The 22,095-nt window shown below is 33.0% G+C and carries 20 protein-coding genes and 1 tRNA gene; 12 read left to right on the forward strand and 9 right to left on the reverse strand.

Translation table 11 applies throughout. The features are described 5' to 3' along the window. Window positions 1–20 precede the first annotated feature (20 nt). Together ITJ86_RS08155 and odhB are read left to right on the forward strand one after the other, a co-directional pair. Window positions 21–2,798, forward strand: coding sequence for a 2-oxoglutarate dehydrogenase E1 component (locus ITJ86_RS08155; RefSeq protein ID WP_195871142.1), 2,778 nt, complete (start codon window positions 21–23; stop codon window positions 2,796–2,798). Window positions 2,799–2,868: 70 nt separating this feature from the next. After that, window positions 2,869–4,128, forward strand: a complete 1,260-nt coding sequence (gene odhB, locus ITJ86_RS08160; protein ID WP_195871143.1) for a 2-oxoglutarate dehydrogenase complex dihydrolipoyllysine-residue succinyltransferase — start codon at window positions 2,869–2,871, stop codon at window positions 4,126–4,128. 536 nt (window positions 4,129–4,664) lie between these two features. Here the strand turns inward: odhB and ITJ86_RS08165 are convergent. From ITJ86_RS08165 to ITJ86_RS08200, 8 genes are all read right to left on the reverse strand, one after another. Next, window positions 4,665–5,294 carry a response regulator gene (locus tag ITJ86_RS08165; protein ID WP_195871144.1) on the reverse strand — a complete coding sequence of 210 codons (630 nt, stop codon included), beginning with the start codon at window positions 5,292–5,294 and terminating at the stop codon, window positions 4,665–4,667. An 81-nt stretch (window positions 5,295–5,375) separates the two neighbouring features. Beyond that, window positions 5,376–5,816: a retropepsin-like aspartic protease gene (locus tag ITJ86_RS08170; RefSeq protein WP_195871145.1), complete on the reverse strand. Its 441-nt coding sequence runs from the start codon at window positions 5,814–5,816 to the stop codon at window positions 5,376–5,378. Next, window positions 5,804–8,389, reverse strand: a complete 2,586-nt coding sequence (locus tag ITJ86_RS08175; protein WP_195871146.1) for a CHAT domain-containing protein — start codon at window positions 8,387–8,389, stop codon at window positions 5,804–5,806. The genes ITJ86_RS08170 and ITJ86_RS08175 overlap by 13 nt, the downstream gene beginning before the upstream one ends. A gap of 15 nt (window positions 8,390–8,404) precedes the next feature. Continuing rightward, window positions 8,405–8,932 (reverse strand): DMP19 family protein, encoded by a 528-nt coding sequence (locus ITJ86_RS08180; RefSeq protein WP_195871147.1) that lies wholly within the window; start codon window positions 8,930–8,932, stop codon window positions 8,405–8,407. Window positions 8,933–8,948: 16 nt separating this feature from the next. After that, complete coding sequence (locus ITJ86_RS08185) at window positions 8,949–10,898, reverse strand: PKD domain-containing protein (protein ID WP_195871148.1); 1,950 nt, start codon at window positions 10,896–10,898, stop codon at window positions 8,949–8,951. A 188-nt stretch (window positions 10,899–11,086) separates the two neighbouring features. Beyond that, window positions 11,087–12,118: a hypothetical protein gene (locus tag ITJ86_RS08190; protein ID WP_195871149.1), complete on the reverse strand. Its 1,032-nt coding sequence runs from the start codon at window positions 12,116–12,118 to the stop codon at window positions 11,087–11,089. A 76-nt stretch (window positions 12,119–12,194) separates the two neighbouring features. Beyond that, window positions 12,195–12,632, reverse strand: coding sequence for a hypothetical protein (locus tag ITJ86_RS08195; RefSeq protein WP_195871150.1), 438 nt, complete (start codon window positions 12,630–12,632; stop codon window positions 12,195–12,197). 161 nt (window positions 12,633–12,793) lie between these two features. After that, window positions 12,794–14,677: a T9SS type A sorting domain-containing protein gene (locus ITJ86_RS08200; RefSeq protein WP_195871151.1), complete on the reverse strand. Its 1,884-nt coding sequence runs from the start codon at window positions 14,675–14,677 to the stop codon at window positions 12,794–12,796. 123 nt (window positions 14,678–14,800) lie between these two features. Here ITJ86_RS08200 and ITJ86_RS08205 point away from each other — a divergent pair, with 123 nt between their 5' ends. The 10 genes from ITJ86_RS08205 (at window position 14,801) to ITJ86_RS08250 (ending at window position 21,486) form a co-directional block, all read left to right on the forward strand. Beyond that, a complete protein-coding gene (locus tag ITJ86_RS08205) occupies window positions 14,801–15,382 on the forward strand; it encodes an RNA polymerase sigma factor (protein WP_195871152.1) in 582 nt (193 codons plus the stop codon). 4 nt (window positions 15,383–15,386) lie between these two features. Further along, on the forward strand, window positions 15,387–16,133 hold the full coding sequence (locus tag ITJ86_RS08210) for a tetratricopeptide repeat protein (RefSeq protein ID WP_195871153.1): 747 nt from the start codon (window positions 15,387–15,389) through the stop codon (window positions 16,131–16,133). A gap of 99 nt (window positions 16,134–16,232) precedes the next feature. Continuing rightward, the gene (locus ITJ86_RS08215) at window positions 16,233–17,000 is read left to right on the forward strand and encodes a TatD family hydrolase (RefSeq protein WP_195871154.1); all 768 of its coding nucleotides are present in this window, start codon (window positions 16,233–16,235) and stop codon (window positions 16,998–17,000) included. After that, a complete protein-coding gene (locus tag ITJ86_RS08220) occupies window positions 17,001–18,029 on the forward strand; it encodes an asparaginase (protein WP_195871155.1) in 1,029 nt (342 codons plus the stop codon). Window positions 18,030–18,112: 83 nt separating this feature from the next. After that, window positions 18,113–18,200, forward strand: a tRNA-Ser gene (locus ITJ86_RS08225). Between the two features lie 76 nt (window positions 18,201–18,276). Beyond that, window positions 18,277–19,041, forward strand: coding sequence for a MotA/TolQ/ExbB proton channel family protein (locus ITJ86_RS08230; RefSeq protein ID WP_195871156.1), 765 nt, complete (start codon window positions 18,277–18,279; stop codon window positions 19,039–19,041). A gap of 9 nt (window positions 19,042–19,050) precedes the next feature. Continuing rightward, on the forward strand, window positions 19,051–19,488 hold the full coding sequence (locus ITJ86_RS08235; protein WP_195871157.1) for a hypothetical protein: 438 nt from the start codon (window positions 19,051–19,053) through the stop codon (window positions 19,486–19,488). A gap of 6 nt (window positions 19,489–19,494) precedes the next feature. Next, window positions 19,495–20,130, forward strand: a complete 636-nt coding sequence (locus ITJ86_RS08240; protein WP_195871158.1) for an ExbD/TolR family protein — start codon at window positions 19,495–19,497, stop codon at window positions 20,128–20,130. A 12-nt stretch (window positions 20,131–20,142) separates the two neighbouring features. Beyond that, entirely contained in the window at window positions 20,143–20,607 is a 465-nt protein-coding gene (locus tag ITJ86_RS08245) for an ExbD/TolR family protein (RefSeq protein ID WP_195871159.1), read from the forward strand. 180 nt (window positions 20,608–20,787) lie between these two features. Continuing rightward, complete coding sequence (locus ITJ86_RS08250; RefSeq protein WP_195871160.1) at window positions 20,788–21,486, forward strand: porin family protein; 699 nt, start codon at window positions 20,788–20,790, stop codon at window positions 21,484–21,486. Here the strand turns inward: ITJ86_RS08250 and ITJ86_RS08255 are convergent. After that, complete coding sequence (locus ITJ86_RS08255; protein WP_195871161.1) at window positions 21,481–22,089, reverse strand: hypothetical protein; 609 nt, start codon at window positions 22,087–22,089, stop codon at window positions 21,481–21,483. The genes ITJ86_RS08250 and ITJ86_RS08255 overlap by 6 nt on opposite strands. Window positions 22,090–22,095: the final 6 nt, after the last annotated feature.

Here is a 22,095-nt window from a genome sequence, read left to right on the forward strand (position 1 = left end):
ACAACGTCTCAAAAAGTAAAATGGATAAATATTCCTTTCTCAACGCGGCACATACAGCATATTTTGCTGATTTATACGACCAATACTTAAAAAACCCAGATTCTGTAGAGCCTAGTTGGCGCGCCTTTTTTCAAGGTTACGACTTCGGATCAGAACGCTATGGCTCAGATAATGAGGTTTATGAAATAGAACCTGGACAGGTTTGTATTCCACCTGAAGTACCAGAACAACTTCAAAATGAGTTTAAAGTATTAAAACTTATTGATGGCTATAGAAGTCGAGGCCATTTGTTTACTAAAACAAATCCGGTTAGAGCACGACGTAAATATGCGCCTACACTCGGGGTTGAAAACTTCGGATTATCACAAGACGATTTACAAACCAATTTCTCAGCAGGTGAGGTTTTAGGTTTAGGATCTGCTACTTTACAAGATATTATAGACCATTTAGAAACTATTTATTGTGAGTCTATTGGTATTGAGTATATGTATATTAGACAACCTGAAGAGATTCAGTGGATTCAGAAAAAGCTCAATATTAATAACAATCATCCGGAACTCTCTGCAGATCAGAGAAAAGTTATTTTAAAGAAATTGAATGAAGCCGTTTCTTTCGAAAACTTTTTGCATACTAAATATGTAGGTCAGAAACGTTTTTCTTTAGAAGGAGGTGAAGCTTTAATACCTGCTTTAGATGCTTTAATTGAGAGTGCTTCTGGCTATGATGTAAAAGAATTTGTAATGGGAATGGCTCATCGCGGCCGTTTAAGTACCTTAACAAATATCTTTGGTAAATCTGCAAAAGACATTTTTAGTGAGTTTGATGGTAAAGATTACGAACAAGAAGTTTTTGATGGTGATGTAAAATACCATTTAGGTTGGACGAGCGATCGTGTAACGGATTCTGGCAAAAAAATAAATTTAAATATAGCACCAAACCCTTCGCACTTAGAAACCGTTGGAGCTGTAGTTGAAGGTATTGTTAGAGCTAAACAAGACGATAAATATTCAGATAATCCCTCTCAAGTATTACCAATCATCGTTCATGGTGATGCTGCCATTGCAGGACAAGGTTTAGTCTATGAACTAGTGCAAATGGCACAATTGGAGGGGTATAAAACCAACGGCACAATTCATATAGTTGTTAATAATCAAATAGGATTTACGACTAACTATTTAGATGCACGTTCTAGTACGTATTGTACAGATGTTGGAAAAGTAACACTATCTCCTGTATTACATGTTAATGCAGATGACGCTGAAGCTGTAGTGCACGCCGCATTATTTGCCTTACATTTTAGAATGAAATTTAAGCGCGATGTCTTTATTGATATGCTTGGTTATAGAAAATATGGGCATAATGAAGGTGATGAGCCTAAGTTTACACAACCATTATTATATAAAGCGATTGCTAAACATAAAAACCCGAGAGATATTTATGCAGAACGTTTGTTGAAAGAAGGTGTTATTGACAAGGATTATGTTTCCAAAATTGAAAAAGAGTACAAAGATAGATTAGAAGAAAAGCTTGAAGATTCACGTAAAGTAAAGAAAACAGAGATTACACCATTCATGCAAAACGAATGGAACAACTTTACAACAGCGCAAGAAGATAAGATGATGCAGCCTGTAGATACAGCATATCCTAAAGCGTCGCTTAAGAAAATTGCACAAACGATCTCTAATTTACCTGACGACAAGAAATTTATTAGAAAAATTCAGCGTTTAGTAGAATCAAGACAAACGATGTTCGATGAAGATCGTTTAGATTGGGCTATGGCAGAGCATTTAGCTTATGGTTCTATTTTATTAGATGGTAATGATGTTAGAATTTCAGGACAAGATGTGGAGCGTGGTACGTTTTCACACCGTCATGCAGTAGTAAAAGTAGAAGATAGTGAAGAAGAAATAGTTCTTCATAATAAAATTAGCGATAATCAAGGGAAATTCTATATCTATAACTCATTGTTATCCGAATATGGAGTGGTTGGTTTTGATTATGGTTATGCTATGGCAAGCCCTAATACATTAACTATTTGGGAAGCACAATTTGGCGACTTTAGTAATGGCGCACAAATAATGTTAGATCAATATATTTCTGCAGCAGAAGATAAGTGGAAATTACAAAACGGATTGGTGATGTTATTACCTCATGGTTATGAAGGCCAAGGTGCAGAACATTCATCAGGACGTATGGAACGCTATTTACAATTATGTGCTAAGGACAATATGTTTGTAGCAGATTGTACAACACCAGCAAACATGTTCCATTTATTACGAAGACAGGTAAAAGCAGATTACAGAAAGCCATTGATTGTATTTACTCCAAAGAGTTTATTACGTCATCCAAAAGTGGTTTCTACTGTAGATGAATTTGTAAATGGAAGTTTCCAAATGCTTATTGACGATGCCACTGCAAAGGCAGATAAAATAAAGTCTTTAGTCTTTGTAACAGGTAAGTTTTATTACGATTTATTAGAAGAGCGTGAAAACCTAGAAAGAGATGATGTTGCTTTAGTGAGAATTGAACAATTATTCCCTTTGCCAGCCGATGGTATGCGAGCTATAATTGAAAAATATAAAAATGCAGAAGAAATAGTTTGGGCTCAAGAAGAGCCAAGAAATATGGGAGCTTATGGGCATATGTTAATGCATTTTGATGAAGCTAAACAGTTTAGAGTTGTAAGTAGAAGACCTTATGGTGCTCCTGCAGCAGGTAGTTCTGTACGTTCTAAAAAACGACATAAAGAAGTTATTGATTATGTTTTTGATAAAACAAAAGATAATAAAAGAAAGTAAAATTAGAGTATCACACAAGGTGCGATAAAAATAAAAACAACGTAAAACCATAGGTTATAAATAAAACGATATGATTTTAGAAATGAAAGTGCCTTCGCCAGGCGAATCAATTACTGAGGTAGAAATTGCAGAATGGTTAGTGCAAGATGGTGACTATGTAGAAAAAGACCAAGCCATTGCTGAGGTAGATAGCGACAAAGCAACTTTAGAGTTGCCAGCAGAAGCTAGTGGAACAATCACACTCAAAGCCGAAGAAGGTGACGCTGTTGCTGTAGGAGCCGTTGTGTGTTTAATCGATACAAGTGCTGAAAAACCTGAAGGTGATGCTCCTTCAACCTACGAAAGTGGCGATGAAGGTGGTGGTGACAAGAATGTTGCAGATGATTTAAAGAAAGAGCAAGAGCAAACACCAAATACTGGTGAAAAAGCTGAGAATCCTGCGCAAAAAACATATGCATCAGGTACGGCAAGTCCTGCAGCTAAGAAAGTATTAGCTGAAAAAGGAATTGACGCTACTGCAGTTTCTGGTACAGGAAAAGACGGTAGAATCACTAAAGATGATGCTGTAAAAGCAGTGCCATCAATGGGAACTCCAACGGGTGGAAACAGAGGTTCTACACATAGCAAAATGTCAATGTTGCGTCGTAAAGTTGCTGAACGTTTAGTTGAAGCTAAAAATACAACAGCGATGTTAACCACATTTAATGAGGTTAATATGACACCAATATTTGAATTGCGTAAACAATACAAAGAAGATTTTAAGGCAAAACATGGCGTAAGTCTTGGGTTTATGAGTTTCTTTTCTTTAGCTGTAGTAAGAGCACTAGAAATGTATCCTGCAGTAAACTCTATGATCGATGGTAAGCAAATGTTAACTTACGATTTTGTAGATATTAGTATAGCCGTTTCTGGACCAAAAGGATTAATGGTACCGGTCATTAGAAATGCTGAAAACTTAACATTTAGAGGTATAGAATCTGAAGTAAAACGTTTAGCACTTAGAGCTAGAGATGGTGAAATTACTGTAGATGAAATGACAGGTGGTACGTTTACCATTACTAATGGAGGTGTTTTTGGTAGTATGTTATCGACGCCAATTATCAATCCACCACAAAGTGGAATTTTAGGAATGCATAATATTATTGAACGTCCTATAGCAGTAGATGGTAAAGTAGAAATACATCCTATGATGTACGTTGCTTTGTCTTATGACCATAGAATTATTGATGGTAAAGAGTCAGTAGGATTCTTAGTAGCCGTAAAAGAAGCATTAGAAAATCCAGAAGAATTATTGATGGATAATAATGTAAAGAAAGCTCTAGAGATGTAAATCTAGAACTCAATAAAAAAAGCGCAATCTCATTGAGATTGCGCTTTTTTTTTTGCTCCTAATAGAGCACCTAACTAAATTAACTAAAGAAATTAACAGCAATATTGGCTGAGATAACAATTATTGAACTAACAATTAATAAGATCATAAACACTTTGTCACTTTTTGAGGTAGGTTCATTTTTCATTGCTTCCATATTCTTATTGTGTTTTATATAAACTCTGAATTAATTAATAATCCAGAGTTTATAAGATTTATTTGTATTGATTAATAGCTGATGTAAAGTTGCAAATAATTATAACACAATACAATACGTGACTTTACGTATTTTTTAAATTTCTTTAAAAGAAAAAGGCCTTGAACAAAAGTTCAAGGCCAATTAATCCCTAAGAATTAATCAATCCTAATTTTTTAGAATTAACTAATAGCAAATTTATATGTTACAACCCCTACATTTGTAACATGAAGTAAAGGTCTGAAAAAATATAATATAAAACTATACGTAACTTTACGTATATTTTGAAAAATATTTTGAATTATGTATCAAAAAACGCTGAATTCTCTTTAGCCCATATTAATAGACTATTTTGTTTCCGCTCTAGTTTTAGTTTTTTTATGATGTTGCTCTTATGTTTTTCTACTGTTCTTGGTGAGATTAAAAGTAGTTCCGCGATTTCTACTCCAGTTTTGTTTTGTGAGATGAGCTTAATAATTCCTTTTTCGTGATTTGTTAATGAGTCAAAATTCTCAGGTAACTCATTTAGTTCTAAATATTTTAATAATTCTGGACTAAAGTAAGAATTGTCCTTTATAACAGCAGCAATGCAGTTTTCAATTTCTTCAAGTGCAAATTCTTTTAAGACATAACCATAAATATCCATTGTTTTTGCATCATAATATGTCTTTTCATCTTTTTCAAACGTAATAAGAACTATTTTGGTTGGTAGTTTTTCATTTTTGCATTTTTCAGCAATTTGTAAACCTGAAAGAAAAGGCATTTTTATATCTAGGATGGCAATGTCTGGTGTATGAGCTTTTATAAGTGTTAAAGCTTCTTTTCCATTTTTTGCACACGCTAAAACATTATATTTTTTTTCAATTAAAAAATCGTGCAGACCTTTTAGGACCAAGGGATGGTCATCTGCTATAATGATAGTAGGATTCATTTTTTGCTATTAATGATTTTAAAGGTACTAAGAATCTTTATCATATGAAATTTCTTATACTTATTTAATTATAAAGTCATATTATAACTTTAAATACAAGTATTTTTTCTCATAATCTATGATGCCTTTACCTTTTTTTAAGATATCTGCTCCAATAATGCCATCAACAGGATCTGCATTATGATTAACTAAACCTGTATTAACATGCGATAAATTAAAAAGGATTAATGCCACACGTTTTCTTTTCCATTTTCCAACTTTAATAGCATTAGATGTAGAGATTTGCGTCAACATGTCAGATGCTCCTGCGCCAACGGCTTTTATTTCAGAGTCTTTTACGTTGAGGTTAAAACGTTCAATAGCTTCAAAACCAACACAGCTGCTCGATGCTCCTGTGTCTAAAATAAAACGCCCTTTGACACCGTTAATAGTGGCTTTTATTTCAAAATGATTGGTTTTTGTAAGCTTTAATTTCACCTTAGAATAGCCTTTTTCTATAAGGAAGTCCTTTAACGTTTCCATGTTTTTCGTTTAAATATTAATAACCAACTTAAGAATGCAATTATCAAGCCTAAGATGATATAGAGTATGAGATAATCACTGTTTGAAGCTTTCGGTTCTGTTAAGTCACCAAAATAGACAAAAGCACTCCAATAATAAGGCGATTTTTTTATGTTAGAAATATCAGGATTTTTTAAATACGTTAATTTAGAGTCTTGATTAGCTGCAAACGCAGATTCCGTTTTTTTAAGGTCGCTATAAAAACTAGACATTAATTGAGACGTGGATAAGTCATTTATTTTCCAAAGCGAAACCATCAAGTTAGAAACACCTGCATATTTAAAACCACGAGCTAAATTCATACTGCCTTCGCCTTTTTGAAGCATTCCAACTCCTGTTTCACACCCACTTAAAACAACTAAATCGTTGGTTAAATCGAGTGTGTATAATTCTTGTACTTGTAGTTTTGAATCTATAAAATCGATATTAGCAGGTGTTGTAAAATTGCCACTATGGGCATGCGTAGAAAGATGTAAAATACTATACTCATTAATTTGTGCTAGAACATCTTGCTTGGTTGCATCGTTATACATTAAAAACGCAGTATTAATTTCACTATCAATTTGTTCTGCTTCGTTTAAGGAATATGTAAGTTTTAACGGACTATTATCAAAAACAGGAAAAACACCCAACGCAGAGTTGCTAAATTGATAGGGTTTTGTTTCCAAATAAAATGCAGTACTTGTATGATAAGCTATTCGATGTTGCTTCACCAGAAATGGCATTTCTGAATAATTTGAAGTTGTTGTTTCTTGCGTTAGTAAACTTTCAAAAGGAATAAAGTTTAAAATACCATCAGCTACAATTATTAGGTTTTGGTAGTCGCTAATGGCATTCAATTTTAATAATTCATAAAGTCTAAAAGCATTATGTGTAAACTGAGAAATGTTATTATTAATGACCGAAGCATTTTCAAAATAATCTATAAATGTTGATATACTTTCTTGTTTTGAAGTAGATAAATCTATACGATTAAAATCTATATGCTCTGGTGAGAGTATAAATTGAAATAATGCATTTTTACCATAAAAATAAGTGACTAAACTCGCTTGATCTGTTTTTAATTTCGATTTTAGGTTTTTAATATTGATAGGTTTCGAATAGTTAGAAGGAAACCTTTTGCTGATGGAATCTTGCAGTTGTTTTAGCGCTGTACTTGTGGTAATAAGTCGTAATTGTAAACTATCGCGTTCTAATAATTGAGCTTTGTTTACAGGTCTATTAAGTAGTCTGTTAGTAAATTGTTGTTGCTGTTTTAGTAAGCGCTGTTCTTTTAAAAGCAGACTGTCTGTAGGCTGTTGTTCTAAAAGTGTTCTTTTGTTTGTGTACCATTTTAAGGCCAAAGCTTTATGACGTTCGGCATAGTTAAAAGCACGAACTGCATATATTGGATCTCCCTTTTCTTGAAACATGTCATATAATAAAGCAATACATTTTTCACTTCGGTCTTTATTAACGCTTGCACTGAGAATATAACTTTCTTGACTTGTTTGGTCTTGCGTTAGTAATTGAGATACATAAAAACTTAAATCGTAATACTGTAATGCATTTTCGGGTTCGGTTTGTAATGCTGCATACAAATCAAAAATATCTATAAAAGTATTTTCTGGATATAAATCGGAAGTTTTTGGTAGATCAATACCATTAAAATTAGGTAATAAAATCGCCAAGCAATTTTTTAGCTTTGCAACAGCTTTATCATTTTCGTTACGTTTAAAATGTAATTGAGCCTCTTGAAAACTGAATTGTACTCGGTTTCGTGCTGAGGTGAGCTTGTTTATTTTTAAAGGTTTTATCTGGTTAAGACAGCGGTAGGCTAATTCGTAATCTTCATTTTGTAATGCAGTTTCGTACGTAAGTTGAAGTTCTTCAATGGTCCTAGTATTAAATCCGTTAATGATAAGATCGTTTTCTAATAACAAACGTTTTTGATCCGTTTCTAAAAGCAATTCACTTTTTCGTTTTATATAATTAAGGTTGCGTTGTTGCTGTTTTTTTAAGGCTTCAATTTGTAAGCCTTTATTCACGATAGCAATGACTTGTTGGTGTTTGCTTAAAGATTGGTAGAGTTTCGCTAAATTAATATAACCAGAAATTTGCTGTTCCTTATTATTTTGCTTTTCCGCAAGTTGAAGGTAATAGCTTATAATCTGTTCTGCTTTTATATAGGCATTGGTTTTGTGATAAAGAACACCAAGAGGAATAAGGCAATAGTCTACAATATCATAAGAATAAATTTTATGCGTATTATAAAGCTGATGCGCTTTTTCATAATTGTTAATCGCTTCCTTTTTATGGTTTATTTTATTGAAGTAATAGGCTTTATTAACGAGTAAATTTATAAAGGCGTAATACTCATCTTTGGTAGTGAGTTGTGTTTCAAATTGAAGACTGCTTTTATTCAGTTCATCTAAACCTCCCTTAGTTTGGTTTTTATTAAACGTTTCTGTGGCCACATAAATAGATTCTTCCAAATCTTGAGCAAAACCAATTCCTGCAATCAACATGACTATTAATATGATGCCTTTTTTCATTTATTAATAAACGTGTTATTGTTTAAAATCAGCTTTATGGTTAATAACATAGGCTATCAATAGTTCGGTTAAATCTTCATGGTATTCATAAAATTCTAAATTGCATTTATTCCATACTTCTTCAGCTTTTTCTTCAATCAGTTCTAACTCGTTTTGTCTTTCATATCTATTTTGAGGAACAATCCCGTTTTTAAACTCTGCATTAGCTCTTTTTATAATTTCCGCTGTTTTTTTCGCTCCAATTTCCAAAAGAGCATTCACAGTTTCTTGACTAAAATCGCCACTTGAGTTAAAATAGAACTGACCAAATCCACCATTGTTTATTTCCCGTTCTAAATTTTCTACTAAAAAGAAAGTCTTTTGTGATGCATTCAGCTTTTCAATTTTTTCTCCATGCTCAGACTTTTTATTTAGATAGGTGTCAATTTCCATAACAATTAAATCTCGATTTTTATATGTCAAGATTTTTTCTAAATCAAAATTTACTTGTGCATTTGTATTGGCAATGCATAAGGATGATATGTAAAATAGCAGTTTTTTCAAGTTATGATTATTAGTGTTAAAATTTCCAAATCGCATAGAGTTGTAAATAGTTGTAATTGTCTTCAATATTAAAAATATAACGGGCTCCAAGACTTGGGCCAATTCGCGCAAAGCCAGCAGTGGCTTCAACTAAAAAGCCTTTTCTAAAATTGGTAAACGATTCGGTGAGTTCTTCATTGGTATTTATGGTATTAAAAACAGGTGCATCTGGTCCTTGGCCTTCAAACTGTTCTATAAAAATAGATTGTTCTTGTTTCTCATTAACTGAAATGGTACCAACAATTCCGGCTCCTAATCCAATGTAATTATTTACGTTGTATCGCAGTAATACTGGAATTTCCCAATCAATATTACTATAACTACTATTTGTTGTAGTGCGTTGATAAAATTCAAATCCTGCTGCTCCTTCTACAAAGCCTTCTTCAATAGTGGTATTGCCATCATAAGAATGCAAACTATTTAATAACTCAACTTGCCAATACCAGCGATACGATTTATAAGGTGAAATTGTAGCACCTAAAAAGTAGCTTTCAGAATTTCTAAGGTCTGCAAACGAGTTGTATCCTGCTTTTACTCCAATGGAAATGCCTGGTAAAAATCGGGTAGTGGAATAGTTTGTAATTATAGGATCGTTTTTATCGAAAATAATAGCGGTTCTAGATTTGGTTTTCTTTTTATGAAAATCATCAGAAAACTTAATGCGATATTTTACAAAGCCTTTGGTAGAATCATAAACTTTTACATTCTTCTGCTCACTTCCTGGTAAATAGATGTTTTTAAAGGTGAAAATGGCTTGTTTTTCAGTATAAGTAGTGTCGAGGCAACTGTATTGAACGTCGTATTTGGGGCAGATTTTTACTTTAGGATACATATCTAAAACCTCAATAGATGATTTGTCAAACATATCTGGAATATCCGTTTCTAAACGAATAGTACGTGCTGGTCCTTCGCCATTATTCTGGAATCTAATTTTGAATTTTGGACGCTTATAACGTACCAATCTATAATTCAAAAACGACGCATTCGACGACATTTTATTTGGGTCGTGAGAGGTTACAATTTCCATTTCCATGTCTTTTACATGGTGATTATCATAACTATCATCTGGTACATAAACACCTCTTACAGAAATAATAGCTGAGGTATCTTTTAGCATTTCTTTAGTGGTTTTTAAACTGTAAAAGACATGCCGTTCTTCATTGGGTTTCATGTTGTCAAAACTGAGTTGGCTCGAATTTCGATAGGCAAACTTAGCATCATCTAAAGTCTTTGGTAAATTCTTTCGAACTGTTGTGTCTTGCTGTTGGGTTTTTAGTGTTAGTAGATCATCTTCGGCTGAGGCATAATACACATCAGAATCAAACTTTGAAGAAAATACAAGATCCTCATTTATTTCGCGCTCATTGTGATAGGCTCGCGTTTCTATAAGGTTGAAGTTATCTGCTTTGAATTTCGCTTCGTTATAAAACAGGAAGAATTTTCCGTTGGTTGTATAAGATTTAGTGTTTTTATAACTGAAAACCACTACAATATCTTCATTTGGTATAGGTTCTCTATTTCGCTGAAGGTTTAAGGCGCTATCCATTGAAGCTTCATCTTTATAATCTTCGTTGGCATTATTAACCTTTATTTTTTTAGGTCGTGTTGTTGGTGGTTTTCCGGTATCGTAATTATTGGTAGCCCATAATCTTACGGTATAATCTCCGTTGTTTTTATACGTTTTTTTAGGTGCTGCCTCTTTGCTAAACGTGCCATCTCCAAATTCCCAAAAATTGGTGTAAAACGCTTTTGGTGCGCCAGCAATTTGATTGAGTTCTGGGGCGTCTGCCTTAAATTCAATTTCATTTCCAAGACTTTTGTGCTCAATGTTAGCAGTTCTCCGTATGGTATCCGTCGCAACGTTGTTTTGGGCAAAACCAAAAACGGAAACGCTAAAAGTGATATAAAATAGGATTGTAGGTTTCATGTCGTGTATAAATTTTTCAAAGGTGGCGAGGTTAACGTTCAATCATTTTTTTTGGATGATATAATTTTAAAACAGGCCTGTTTGATAGCATTAAATTTAAGCATTAAAAATTAAGCTCATTTACAGATAGCACAAAAAGTCAGAAAAATTAATTTCTGACTTTTTTTAACTAAGTAGGTCAATTTGACTTATGGTAAACCATTCATCAATGCTGTCAACGAAGCTTCCGAGCCTACTGTAGTCTCCCCTAAATAAAAAGTTATAATAGCGTTTTCTTCTATAGTTACTGGTTTTATAGCGTATACCCATTCGCCTTCAGATTCAGATACAAATATGACATGACACTCTAAACCAATAGGGATTTGTCCGTAATGCTCACTGAAAATATTTAAAGTGGCATCGTAAGTATCTAATTGTGCTAAGGCTGGTAATTCACCATCGTAAGACAAATAAATAGCACTGTTTTGATTGTCGTAACCTGCAGGTGGTTGCACTTGGATTGTTGTTTTTGGTCGTGGATCGTTATAGAACTTATCTACATTTGTCCAACCAAAACCGTCAATAATTCCATAATAGTTTTCGCCTTCTAAAAATAAGCCTCCATCTCCATTCGCGTTTTCTTCATTTTCATCCCAAGCTAAGTTACCGTCAGCGTCTATTTCACCTGTCCAAAGTGTCATATCTGGATCTGGACCACCTGTTAAATCCGTAGGAATCATTAATTGGAAACCACAATTGGTGTCTAAAATTGTTCCATTTTGTGTTGCTTCTACAAAGAATTCTCCACCTGTAATTATTAAGGTCTTATCACCATTTGGTAATTTTCCCATAGTAGGTTTGTTGGTGGTTAACATGCTGCCTTTTTCAAAAATTTCAACATATTCTAATGTGACGTCTCCAGTTACTGGATTACCATTGTCTGTTAGGCAGTTGGTATTAATACTAATTTCAACACCATTTTCTGAGGTTAAAGAAATATAACCATCATCTGCATCAAAATTAAACATTTGAGTATGGTTGTCCATGGCAATGTCTCTGATGTCGGCAAATTCTTGGGCTGTAGGTGGCACATCATTTTGAAATCCATCATCTGCATCATCAGGGTTGCAACTAGTGGTGAGTATTGAGGTCATTAATAATAGGGCAAAAAGGCTGAATACGTTTTTACTTAAAATACGTTTCGTACTTGTTTTAATGTAAATGGTTTTACTTGTTTTCATAATTTTAAAATTTATGGTTATCTATCGTTATATAAACAGGGGTATAAAAGTGTTACCCTGTTTTTAAATTTTTCTTTTATAAATTTTTACTTGCAATAACTTTATAAGTTATAATGTCTCCTGTGGCAGCTAAAGAAATCATTCTTTTAGCAGCAGATTGAGATGATGCAAAGCCTTCTGATTTACCAAAATTGCTTTGAACTTTCCAGAAGTAAAGTCGTTTTGATGTGTCTTTTGCTTCAGATCGTAAAACCTTATAGCTTTTAATTTGCTTTTCTACAATAATATCGCCAGCGCTGAATAAACTAATCATGCGTTTTGCAGCTTCTACGTTTAATGATGTACCTTTACTTATTCCGTTTTTAGTAATAACTTTCCAATCATAAACTTCTATGATGTTGTCTGTTGTAATTTCTAATGATGTGTCATTAGTTGGGATCGTGTTTTTTGTTGTAGCGTTTAAAGTTGTAAATCCTAATACTACGGTTGCGAAAATTAAAATTGTACGTTTCATAATTGAGGGATTTTAATTACTGTTTTGTTCAGTTTTGTTGCACTGTTACACCCTTATATCAAAAGACCTTTTAAATTGTTACCCTTATTTTTATATTTTTTATAAAAAAAAAGCTACTTCGATTAGGAAGTAGCCTATTTATAAGGGTTTATATGGTGTAATTATTGTTTAATTATTTTCTTTTGATAGGTTTTTCCATCAATTATAACCGTCGTAATATATATGCCAGTAGGCCATTTTTTTACAGTAACAGTTTCTTTTTCTGATGATATTTTATTAGAATAAACCTCAATGCCTTTAACATTTTTTATGCTAACTGCTTTTGTTGCCGTTGAACTAAAATTACTAAAATCTAGAGTTAATTCTTCTTTTGCAGGATTCGGAAATGTTGAAAAGTTAACTGGTGCTTCCTCTCTGATGTCCATCTGATCATCTCCAAACGTTAAACTGTATTTGTAAACTTCATCGACCTCTTGAGGATTGCCTATAACAACGATATCGCGTTTACAGCAAGTGACCTCAAAAAAGATTTCTGTTGAGTCCCATGGTGAACCTACAGCTAATTTAAATTTATAGATTTTTCCAGGTCTTAAATGATATCCAGGTGGTAAAAAGTCGACAATATTAATATTGTTTGGTGCTTGGGTTATTGGCGTTACCCATGCAGAATGTAATACTAAGGTATCAGTCCAAGATACAGGGTTGAATTCAGTTAATTCTACATAATAACGGTCTTCACAGCTACTGAGCGATCCATCTACTAATAAATTATCTACCAAGCATAATTCCGTTACATCTAATGAACCATATTTCGAAGGGTATTGGTTTACAGCATTTGGATATCTAAATTTTGCAACTGCAGTAGCTCCCATGTTTGGTCTACAATCTTGACAATTAAATAATTGATGGTAACTTTGGTAGGTGTGCGATAACGGATTTGCTCCAAGTTTTCTGTCAATTCCAGTAATTACGAATTCACAATCATATATAGCTAGACTTTCTAAATGATTCTTAATTTTATTACTAACACTAAACTCATGTATTAAACTATTACTCGAGTTATATAGATTTATCTTATAATCTGGATAATTAATACTTCCATGGTTTTTACTAATTAGTAATCTATTATTAATATCTATATCTACAAAGCCTTTTGAATATTGAAAGATACTACTTCCTCCAGAGTTTAAATATTTAACTCTAAAGTCTACGAATGGATAAGAGGTAGACGTGTTAGCATTGTAAAACACCTCCCAATTAGATCGTAAGGCAATTTGATTATTGTCTCTTTCAAATCGACTTCCATATTCTGTATAATGAGAATATTGAGAAGATAAATTAAAATTACTAAACGGGCTAAAAGTAGGATTGTAAGTATAGCGTTTAATATGTAATTCTGATGCGGTAATACTACCTAATGAATATCCTACTACAAATTTTGAATCTTTCATATCCATTTGTATACTAAATGGACTTGAATTAGAAATTTTTGGAACATTGCTTATTGGCAAATACCCTTTATAAATCATATTTCTAAAAACCTTAACTTTTGCAAGTGTACCTTCAACACATCCAATTAGGACATCTCCATTTGGTGCAACTTCAATATCTGTTACGTTAGTATTATTAGCAACTTCAATTCGCGATCCTATTAAGGCACCTGCTGTGTTGTATTTTTTTAGATAAGTTTTAAAGGTGGTGCTTCCTGGAGATGTTCGGTCTACATATAAAACGTAAACATTGTTGTTGTGATCTAACCTTACCCTTGTGAATCCATGATAAGTTGAAATAAGTACTTGTGGAGATGTGGCTGCAAAGGTATTGCCGTTATAAATTTTTAAATAATTGGCGCAATCTTCACCACTTAACCAATAGGCAGAAGCATAAAAGGCTTTGTTTTTGTCAGAGGTAGAACTTACCCAATTGCTTATTGAAGCAGCCACAGAACTAGTTTGTACTCCCGGAGTTAGCTCTCCTTGTGCATTTGCAAACCCAAAAAAGGATATGAGCATTAGCACGATGATTCTTTGAATAGAATTTTTCATAATAAAAGATTTAGTTATTAATAAATGGATACCTTACCCATCTATTAATACATCAAAAGCTTTTGAAATTTGTTACCTTATTGTTGCAAAGTTTTTTTTAAATTCGTTGAAAATAAAGGGTTCATGAGCGAAAAAAAATTACACGAAGACCAGAAGTACATTGATGGCTTAGCCGAAAACAATACCTTTATTATTCAGGCTATCTATGATAAGTTTGCACCTAAGGTGATTAATTATATAAAACAGAATAGTGGAGATGCTTATGATGCGCAAGATGTTATTCAAGAAACTATTATTACCATATATAACCAAGCTAAACAAAAAAAGCTGCAATTAACCTGTCCGTTTGAGGCCTATTTTTTCTTGCTCTGTAAACGAAAATGGTTTAATCAACTAAAGAAAAGTAGTCGAAAAGAGGTAACAATTAATGAAGAGGTGTTATCTAAAGATGACGATGCGCAAGTATTATCTTTTGAAACCTCAATTTTTGAACATAAACAAGCCCTATTTAATGAGATGTTTCAACACTTAGGAGATGCTTGTAAAGATTTGCTAAAAGCGACCTTTAAAATTAAATCGATGGAAGAAGTCGCTAAAAGTCTAAACATTTCCTATGCTTATGCACGAAAGAAAAAATCCTTATGCATAGGACAGTTGACCAAATTAGTACAAGCCTCGCCAAAATTTAACCAACTTAATTATTAAAGTTATGGAAGAACAAGATTATTTACAGTTTGAAGCTTATCTCACAGGAGATTTATCTCAGGACGATCTGCTTGTTTTTAACGAGCGATTGCAATCCGATGCTCAATTTAAAAAAGCCTTTGAGGTTTATAAAGATATGTCTGCTCATTTAGAGCATGAAATTATGAATGAACAAGAAATATCTGACTTTAAAGCTAATTTAGATGTTATATCTAACAAGCATTTCAACACAACAGAAAACAGTGACAACACGATTGAGACCTCACAAAAGTCGAGTTTTTACAAATATGCTATGGCTGCATCTGTGGTTATTTTATTAGGCTTCTTTATTTTCAACCAGTTTGGCAAGCCTAAATATGAAGATTACAATACGTTTGATCCTATAAGTTTAACGGTGAGAAGCTCAGAAGATGCTAATTTTAGTACAGCAGAGCAAAGTTTTAATGCTCAAAATTATGAAGACGCCATCAAAGCATTCAACACCATTTTAGAAAACGATTTTTCTAATTTAGAAATACAACTCTATAAAAGTATGGCTTTGGTGGAAACAGATCAGTTTCAAGAAGCAGATATGTTACTAAACAAACTAACCAATGGAAATACAGCGTATAGAAATAAAGCCAAATGGATATTAGCTTTAAGTTATTTAAAACAAGATAAAACAGCAGCGAGTATAAAAGTTCTTCAAACGATTCCTGAGGATGCTGAAGATTATACATCTGCTCAAGACTTATTGGATAAGTTGGATTAAAATTTTTAAATGTAAAACGATACCAAAGTCTTATTCACTTTAACATAAATACTAAATTGAAAGTCATCAAATCCAAGATGACTTTTTTACTTTTGCAACATGATTATTACAGATACACATACCCATTTATATAGCGATGCTTTTGATGTTGACAGAGCAGAAATGATACAACGTGCCATTGATGCTAATGTGACACGATTTTTTATTCCTGCAATAGACTCTACGCATACTGAATCTATGCTTCAACTCGAAAAAGATTTCCCAGAGCATGTTTTTTTAATGATGGGTTTGCATCCAACCTCTGTAAAAGATAATTACAAAGAAGAGTTACGTCTTGTAGATGATTTACTAGCAAAACGAAAATTTTGTGCCATTGGAGAAATAGGAATCGATTTATACTGGGACACATCAACACTAGAAATTCAGATTGAAGCTTTCAGGCATCAAATAAATTTAGCAAAACAATATCAGTTGCCTATCGTTATTCATTGTAGAGAGGCTTTCGATGAAATTTTTGAGGTTTTAGAAGCAGAAAAATCCGATGATTTATTTGGGGTTTTTCATTGTTTCACTGGCACTTTAGAACAAGCCCATAAAGCCATTTCTTATAATATGAAATTAGGCATAGGTGGAGTGGTTACTTTTAAGAATGGTAAAATAGATCAATTTATTAATCAAATAGACCTGAAGCACATTGTTCTAGAAACCGATTCGCCCTATTTAGCACCAAAACCATATAGAGGAAAACGAAATGAAAGTTCCTATATATATAAGGTGTTAGAAAAAATGTCGCAACTTTACGGAAAGAGTGAAGCAGAAATTGCAGCTATTACTACTGAAAATTCAAAAACTATATTCGGAATTTAAATGACAAAACAACCACATATTTTACTCATTTATACAGGAGGTACTATTGGTATGGTAAAAGATGCGGATAGTGGAGCGTTAAAAGCATTCGATTTTAATAGTTTACTTGTTAAAATTCCAGAATTACGTTTATTAGACTGTACTATTGATACCATTTCATTTGAAGAACCTATAGATTCATCCAACATGAATCCTAAATATTGGGGTGATATTGCAACTATTATAGGTGATAACTATTCTAAATTTGATGGTTTTGTGGTTTTACACGGTAGCGATACTATGAGTTATTCCGCATCTGCGCTTAGTTTTATGTTAGAAAACTTGGCAAAACCTGTAATTTTCACAGGCTCACAATTACCTATTGGAGATTTGCGTACAGACGCGAAAGAAAATCTAATTACGTCTATACAAATGGCATCCTTGCAAATTGAAGGTGTACCAGTAATAAGAGAAGTAGGTCTTTATTTTGAATACAAATTATATAGAGGAAATAGAACCACAAAACTAAATGCCGAACATTTTGAAGCCTTTGAGTCACTCAATTATCCGCATTTGGCAGAATCTGGGGTCCATCTAAAGGTAAATTATAAGCAATTGTGGGAACCGACTCCAAATAGTGAATTGATTTTACGCACTGCAATGGATACTAATATAGGAGTGCTAAAATTATTTCCAGGAATTTCTAGACCACTTTGTGAAGCCATATTAACGAGTAAATTAATAAAAGGACTTATTATAGAAACTTATGGTGCTGGTAATGCCACAAGCGAACCTTGGTTTATAAGCTTATTGAAAGCTGCTATAGCTAATGGATTGCATGTAATTAATGTTACCCAATGTGCTGGAGGCAGCGTAAACATGGGGCAATACGAAACGAGTTCGCAATTAAAATTAATAGGTGTGATTTCTGGAAAAGACATTACTACCGAAGCTGCAGTTGCCAAATTAATGTATCTTTTAGGAGAAAATGTTGCAAAAAATAAATTCAAGACTATTTTTGAAACGTCCCTAAGAGGGGAAATGTCCTAAAAATAAAAGAAAATAACACTTTTAATTTTAGTGTTTGAAGATTTTTTTGTTATTTGGCACAATGTAATTTGAAATAAATTTAGAGAGAGGTGGCCGAGTGGTCGAAGGCGCACGCCTGGAAAGTGTGTATACCTCAAAAGGGTATCGAGGGTTCGAATCCCTTCCTCTCTGCTGATATTTATCGCAAGAGTTACATATTTTTTTTTACCTTTAACACTTTAACTAATAAAATTAAGAATTAGAACAAATGAAAAGACTATTTTCTATCCTTGCCATAACATGTTTAATGGCTATCGGAACTGTTAGCGCCAATGCAACAACATTCGCAACCACAACAGCAACTGTAACAACTGTAACTCAAGATGACACTGCGTCTGAAGATTTGAGTTTCCATCAAGAATTAAAGAAACGTTTTATCGAAGGTGGTCCAGGTTTTATGGGCATTGTACTATTATGTTTAATTCTTGGATTAGCGATTGCTATTGAAAGAATTATCTTTTTGAACCTATCGACTACAAACACTAAAAAATTAACTCAAAATGTAGAAGATGCACTTAACTCAGGTGGTGTTGAAGCTGCAAAGGAAGTTTGTAGAAATACAAAAGGACCTGTTGCTTCTATATTCTATCAAGGTTTAGACAGAGCCGATGAAGATATCGATGCTGCTGAAAAAGCTGTAGTAGCTTACGGTGGTGTTCAAATGGGACAATTAGAAAAGAATGTATCTTGGATTTCATTATTTATCGCACTGGCACCAATGCTTGGTTTCATGGGTACAGTAATTGGTATGATTCAAGCCTTTGATAAAATTGAAGCCGCTGGTGATATGCAACCTTCTTTAGTAGCAGGTGGTATTAAAGTAGCACTTTTAACAACGGTATTTGGACTTATCGTAGCGATTATACTTCAAATCTTTTATAATTACATCATTGCTAAAATTGATAGTATTGTAAATGATATGGAAGATGCATCAATCACATTGATGGACTTATTAGTAAGACACAAAAAATAAAAATTAATTATGCACAAAATATTTAAAATAGTAGCCGCACTCCTTGCTTTATTTGGTATCATTTCTCTTGTGAGAATTTTAGCTGCCGGAAACGAAGCCATGGAAACGGGTGAAAAAGCAGGTCTATTTGAGCCTATGGCTTGGACAGCTTACATTATATTAGGATTGGTTGTGCTGTTTGTAGTGGTTTTTGTTTTAAAGAATCTCTTTACAAATACAGCGTCCTTAAAAAGTACCTTAATTGGTGTTGGTGCATTTGCAGCAGTATTAATTATTGCGTACGTAATTTCTGGAGGAGATATAACACCTTACAAAAATGGTGACGAAATGGCAACAGCTGGAGAGTCACATATGGTAGGAGCAGGCCTAATAGCATTTTATATACTATTAGCAGTTGCTGCAATAACCATGATGTTTTCAGGAGTTAAAAAAGTAATCAGTAAATAATATAAAATGGCAAAAAGAGCAGCACCCGAAGTAAATGCAGGATCAATGGCTGACATTGCCTTCTTATTACTCATATTTTTCTTAGTAACAACAACTATTGAGAAAGACAAAGGATTATTAAGAAGTTTGCCACCTATTGATGACACCGAAGTTGAACCGCCAGTTATTAAACAAAAAAATCTATTTACGGTTAACATTAACCGTAACAACCAACTCTTAGTTGAAGAGGAAGAAATTCCAATTACAGAACTAAGACAAGCGACCATAGATTTTTTAGATAATGGAGGTGGAACAAACCAAGCTGGTGAGTCATGTGATTATTGTAAAGGAGAACGTTCAGAGGCTTCCTCTGATCATCCTGACAAAGCAATTATCTCAATGAAACACGATAGAGAAACTACTTATGAGAAGTACATAGAAGTACAAAATGAGTTAGTTGCAGCTTATAACTTTTTAAGAGAGCGTGAGGCAACGAGACTATATAGTCAGTATTACCCTAATGCAGAAAAAGTATTTACTGCAATGCTTGAAGAGAAGGAGAAAAATCAATTTAGTAAGGATGAAGTACTTAATGAACGTATAGAAACCATTAAGAAGTTATTCCCAATGAAATTGTCAGAAGCAGAACCAGATAAAAAATAAAACGTAACAAATATGTCTAAGTTTAGAAAAAAAGATAAAGGAGGCTTGCCAGCAATTTCAACGGCATCACTTCCAGATATTGTATTTATGTTGCTTTTCTTTTTTATGGTTGCAACTGTAATGAGAGACAGTTCGCTAATGGTTGAAAACCAAATGCCAAATGCAGATCAAGTAGAAAAGCTTAAAAAAGATAGAACTATTTTTATCTTTGCAGGTAAACCTAGTAGTCAGTATAAGCAATTTGGGCAAGAACCTAGAATTCAATTTAATGATGCGTTTATTACTGTAGAAGATGTTCAGTCTTCGGTAAGTCAAGGTATTGTTGAAATGAATGAAGAATTGCAAAGTAAAGTAGTTATTGGCCTTAAAGTTGATAAAAATACCAACGCTGGTTTAGTATCAGATATTAAGCAAGAACTACGTAAGGCGAATGCATTAAAAGTAATGTATATCTCCAATAATCAAAAAGTAGAATAATATAATATCTTAATTTTATATATAAAGCGTCCTGAGCAATCAGGACGTTTTTTTGTTTAATAGCTATTAAAGATTTTGTAGCTTTATCACTAGGCTAGGTACGCATGAAATATATTATTACCGATAAAATTAAGTATTTGGATTGCAATACTAGCATTTAAAATAAATAGATATCACCGCATGAAAAGTTATCTTTTACTTTTACTGTCCTTACTCGGCTATTTTGGGTTTTCTCAACAAGATAACACAGATACCAACGTTCTCTATGAAAATTATAGAGAGGACCAATTTTATGCTTCTGTTACTTACAACATACTAAATAAAAAACCAGACGGTATTTCTCAAAGTGGTTTTTCCTCTGGATTTCACTTTGGTTTTATTAGAGATATGCCAATTAACAACAAACGAAATGTGGCAATTGGTCTAGGTATTGGTGCTTCAACGAATTCGTATAACCAAAGAAACGTATTAATTGAAGATATTGACAACACCATTAACTTCACTAATATAGACGAAGGTGATTATAATGTATCTAAAAATAAGTTTACAACATATTTAGTTGAGGTTCCTTTAGAAATTAGATGGAGAACATCTAATGCTAGTGATTATAACTTTTGGCGTATTTATACCGGATTTAAAGTAGGTTATTTGCTGTATAATTCTTCTAATTTTAAAAGTGAAGTTACAGATGTGAAACTTAGTAATAGTGATGGGTTTAATACGATTCAATATGGTTTAACCTTGAGTGCTGGTTATAGCACATGGAATTTTCATGTATATTATGGTTTAAACTCTATCTTTGATAATAATATTCAGTTTGAAGGTGAACAAATAGATATGAAATCTTTAAAAATTGGCTTGATTTTTTATATTCTATAACCAATAATTAAGCAAAATAAGTTGTGGCACTAAACCTGTAAAAACCCCTAAAATTAATTCTTGAGACGTATGCGCTTTTAGGTGTAAGCGGGAAGTTGCAATAGCACCTAGAATAATCATCATTAGCGCAATAGTGCCATTAATATTAATGTGATAATGCAAACTTATTGCCACGGCAAACATTAAAAAGCCTGAAGCTGCAATCATGTGAATGCTAGCCTTAATTTTAAAGACAGCGAGTATAAAACAGGTTAAGGTTGAGAATAAAATGCCTAAAAAGAAGAAATAAAGCTCTATTATTTCATCTGGTGTAAGTACACGTAACAAAATCAATACTAAAATAATACAGTTAATAAACAGTGGTATTAAGCGTTCTTTAGTGCTTTTTAGATATATAGAATTAACTTTATTAATTGTTTTTAATAGAAAGAATAACAGAATCGGTAGAATGATTGTAAGAATAACAATCGAAAATATTTTCGCATTTCTTACTGGAACTGGAATAAAACGAGGTGTTTTAGAAAAATAAAAAAGGATACCCAATAATGGCATTATTAATGGGTGAAAAACAAACGATATACTTTTTAAAATAAAATCTTTCATCCAAAC

Source organism: Winogradskyella marina, from assembly GCF_015645385.1.
In the GTDB taxonomy this organism is placed as follows: domain Bacteria; phylum Bacteroidota; class Bacteroidia; order Flavobacteriales; family Flavobacteriaceae; genus Winogradskyella; species Winogradskyella marina.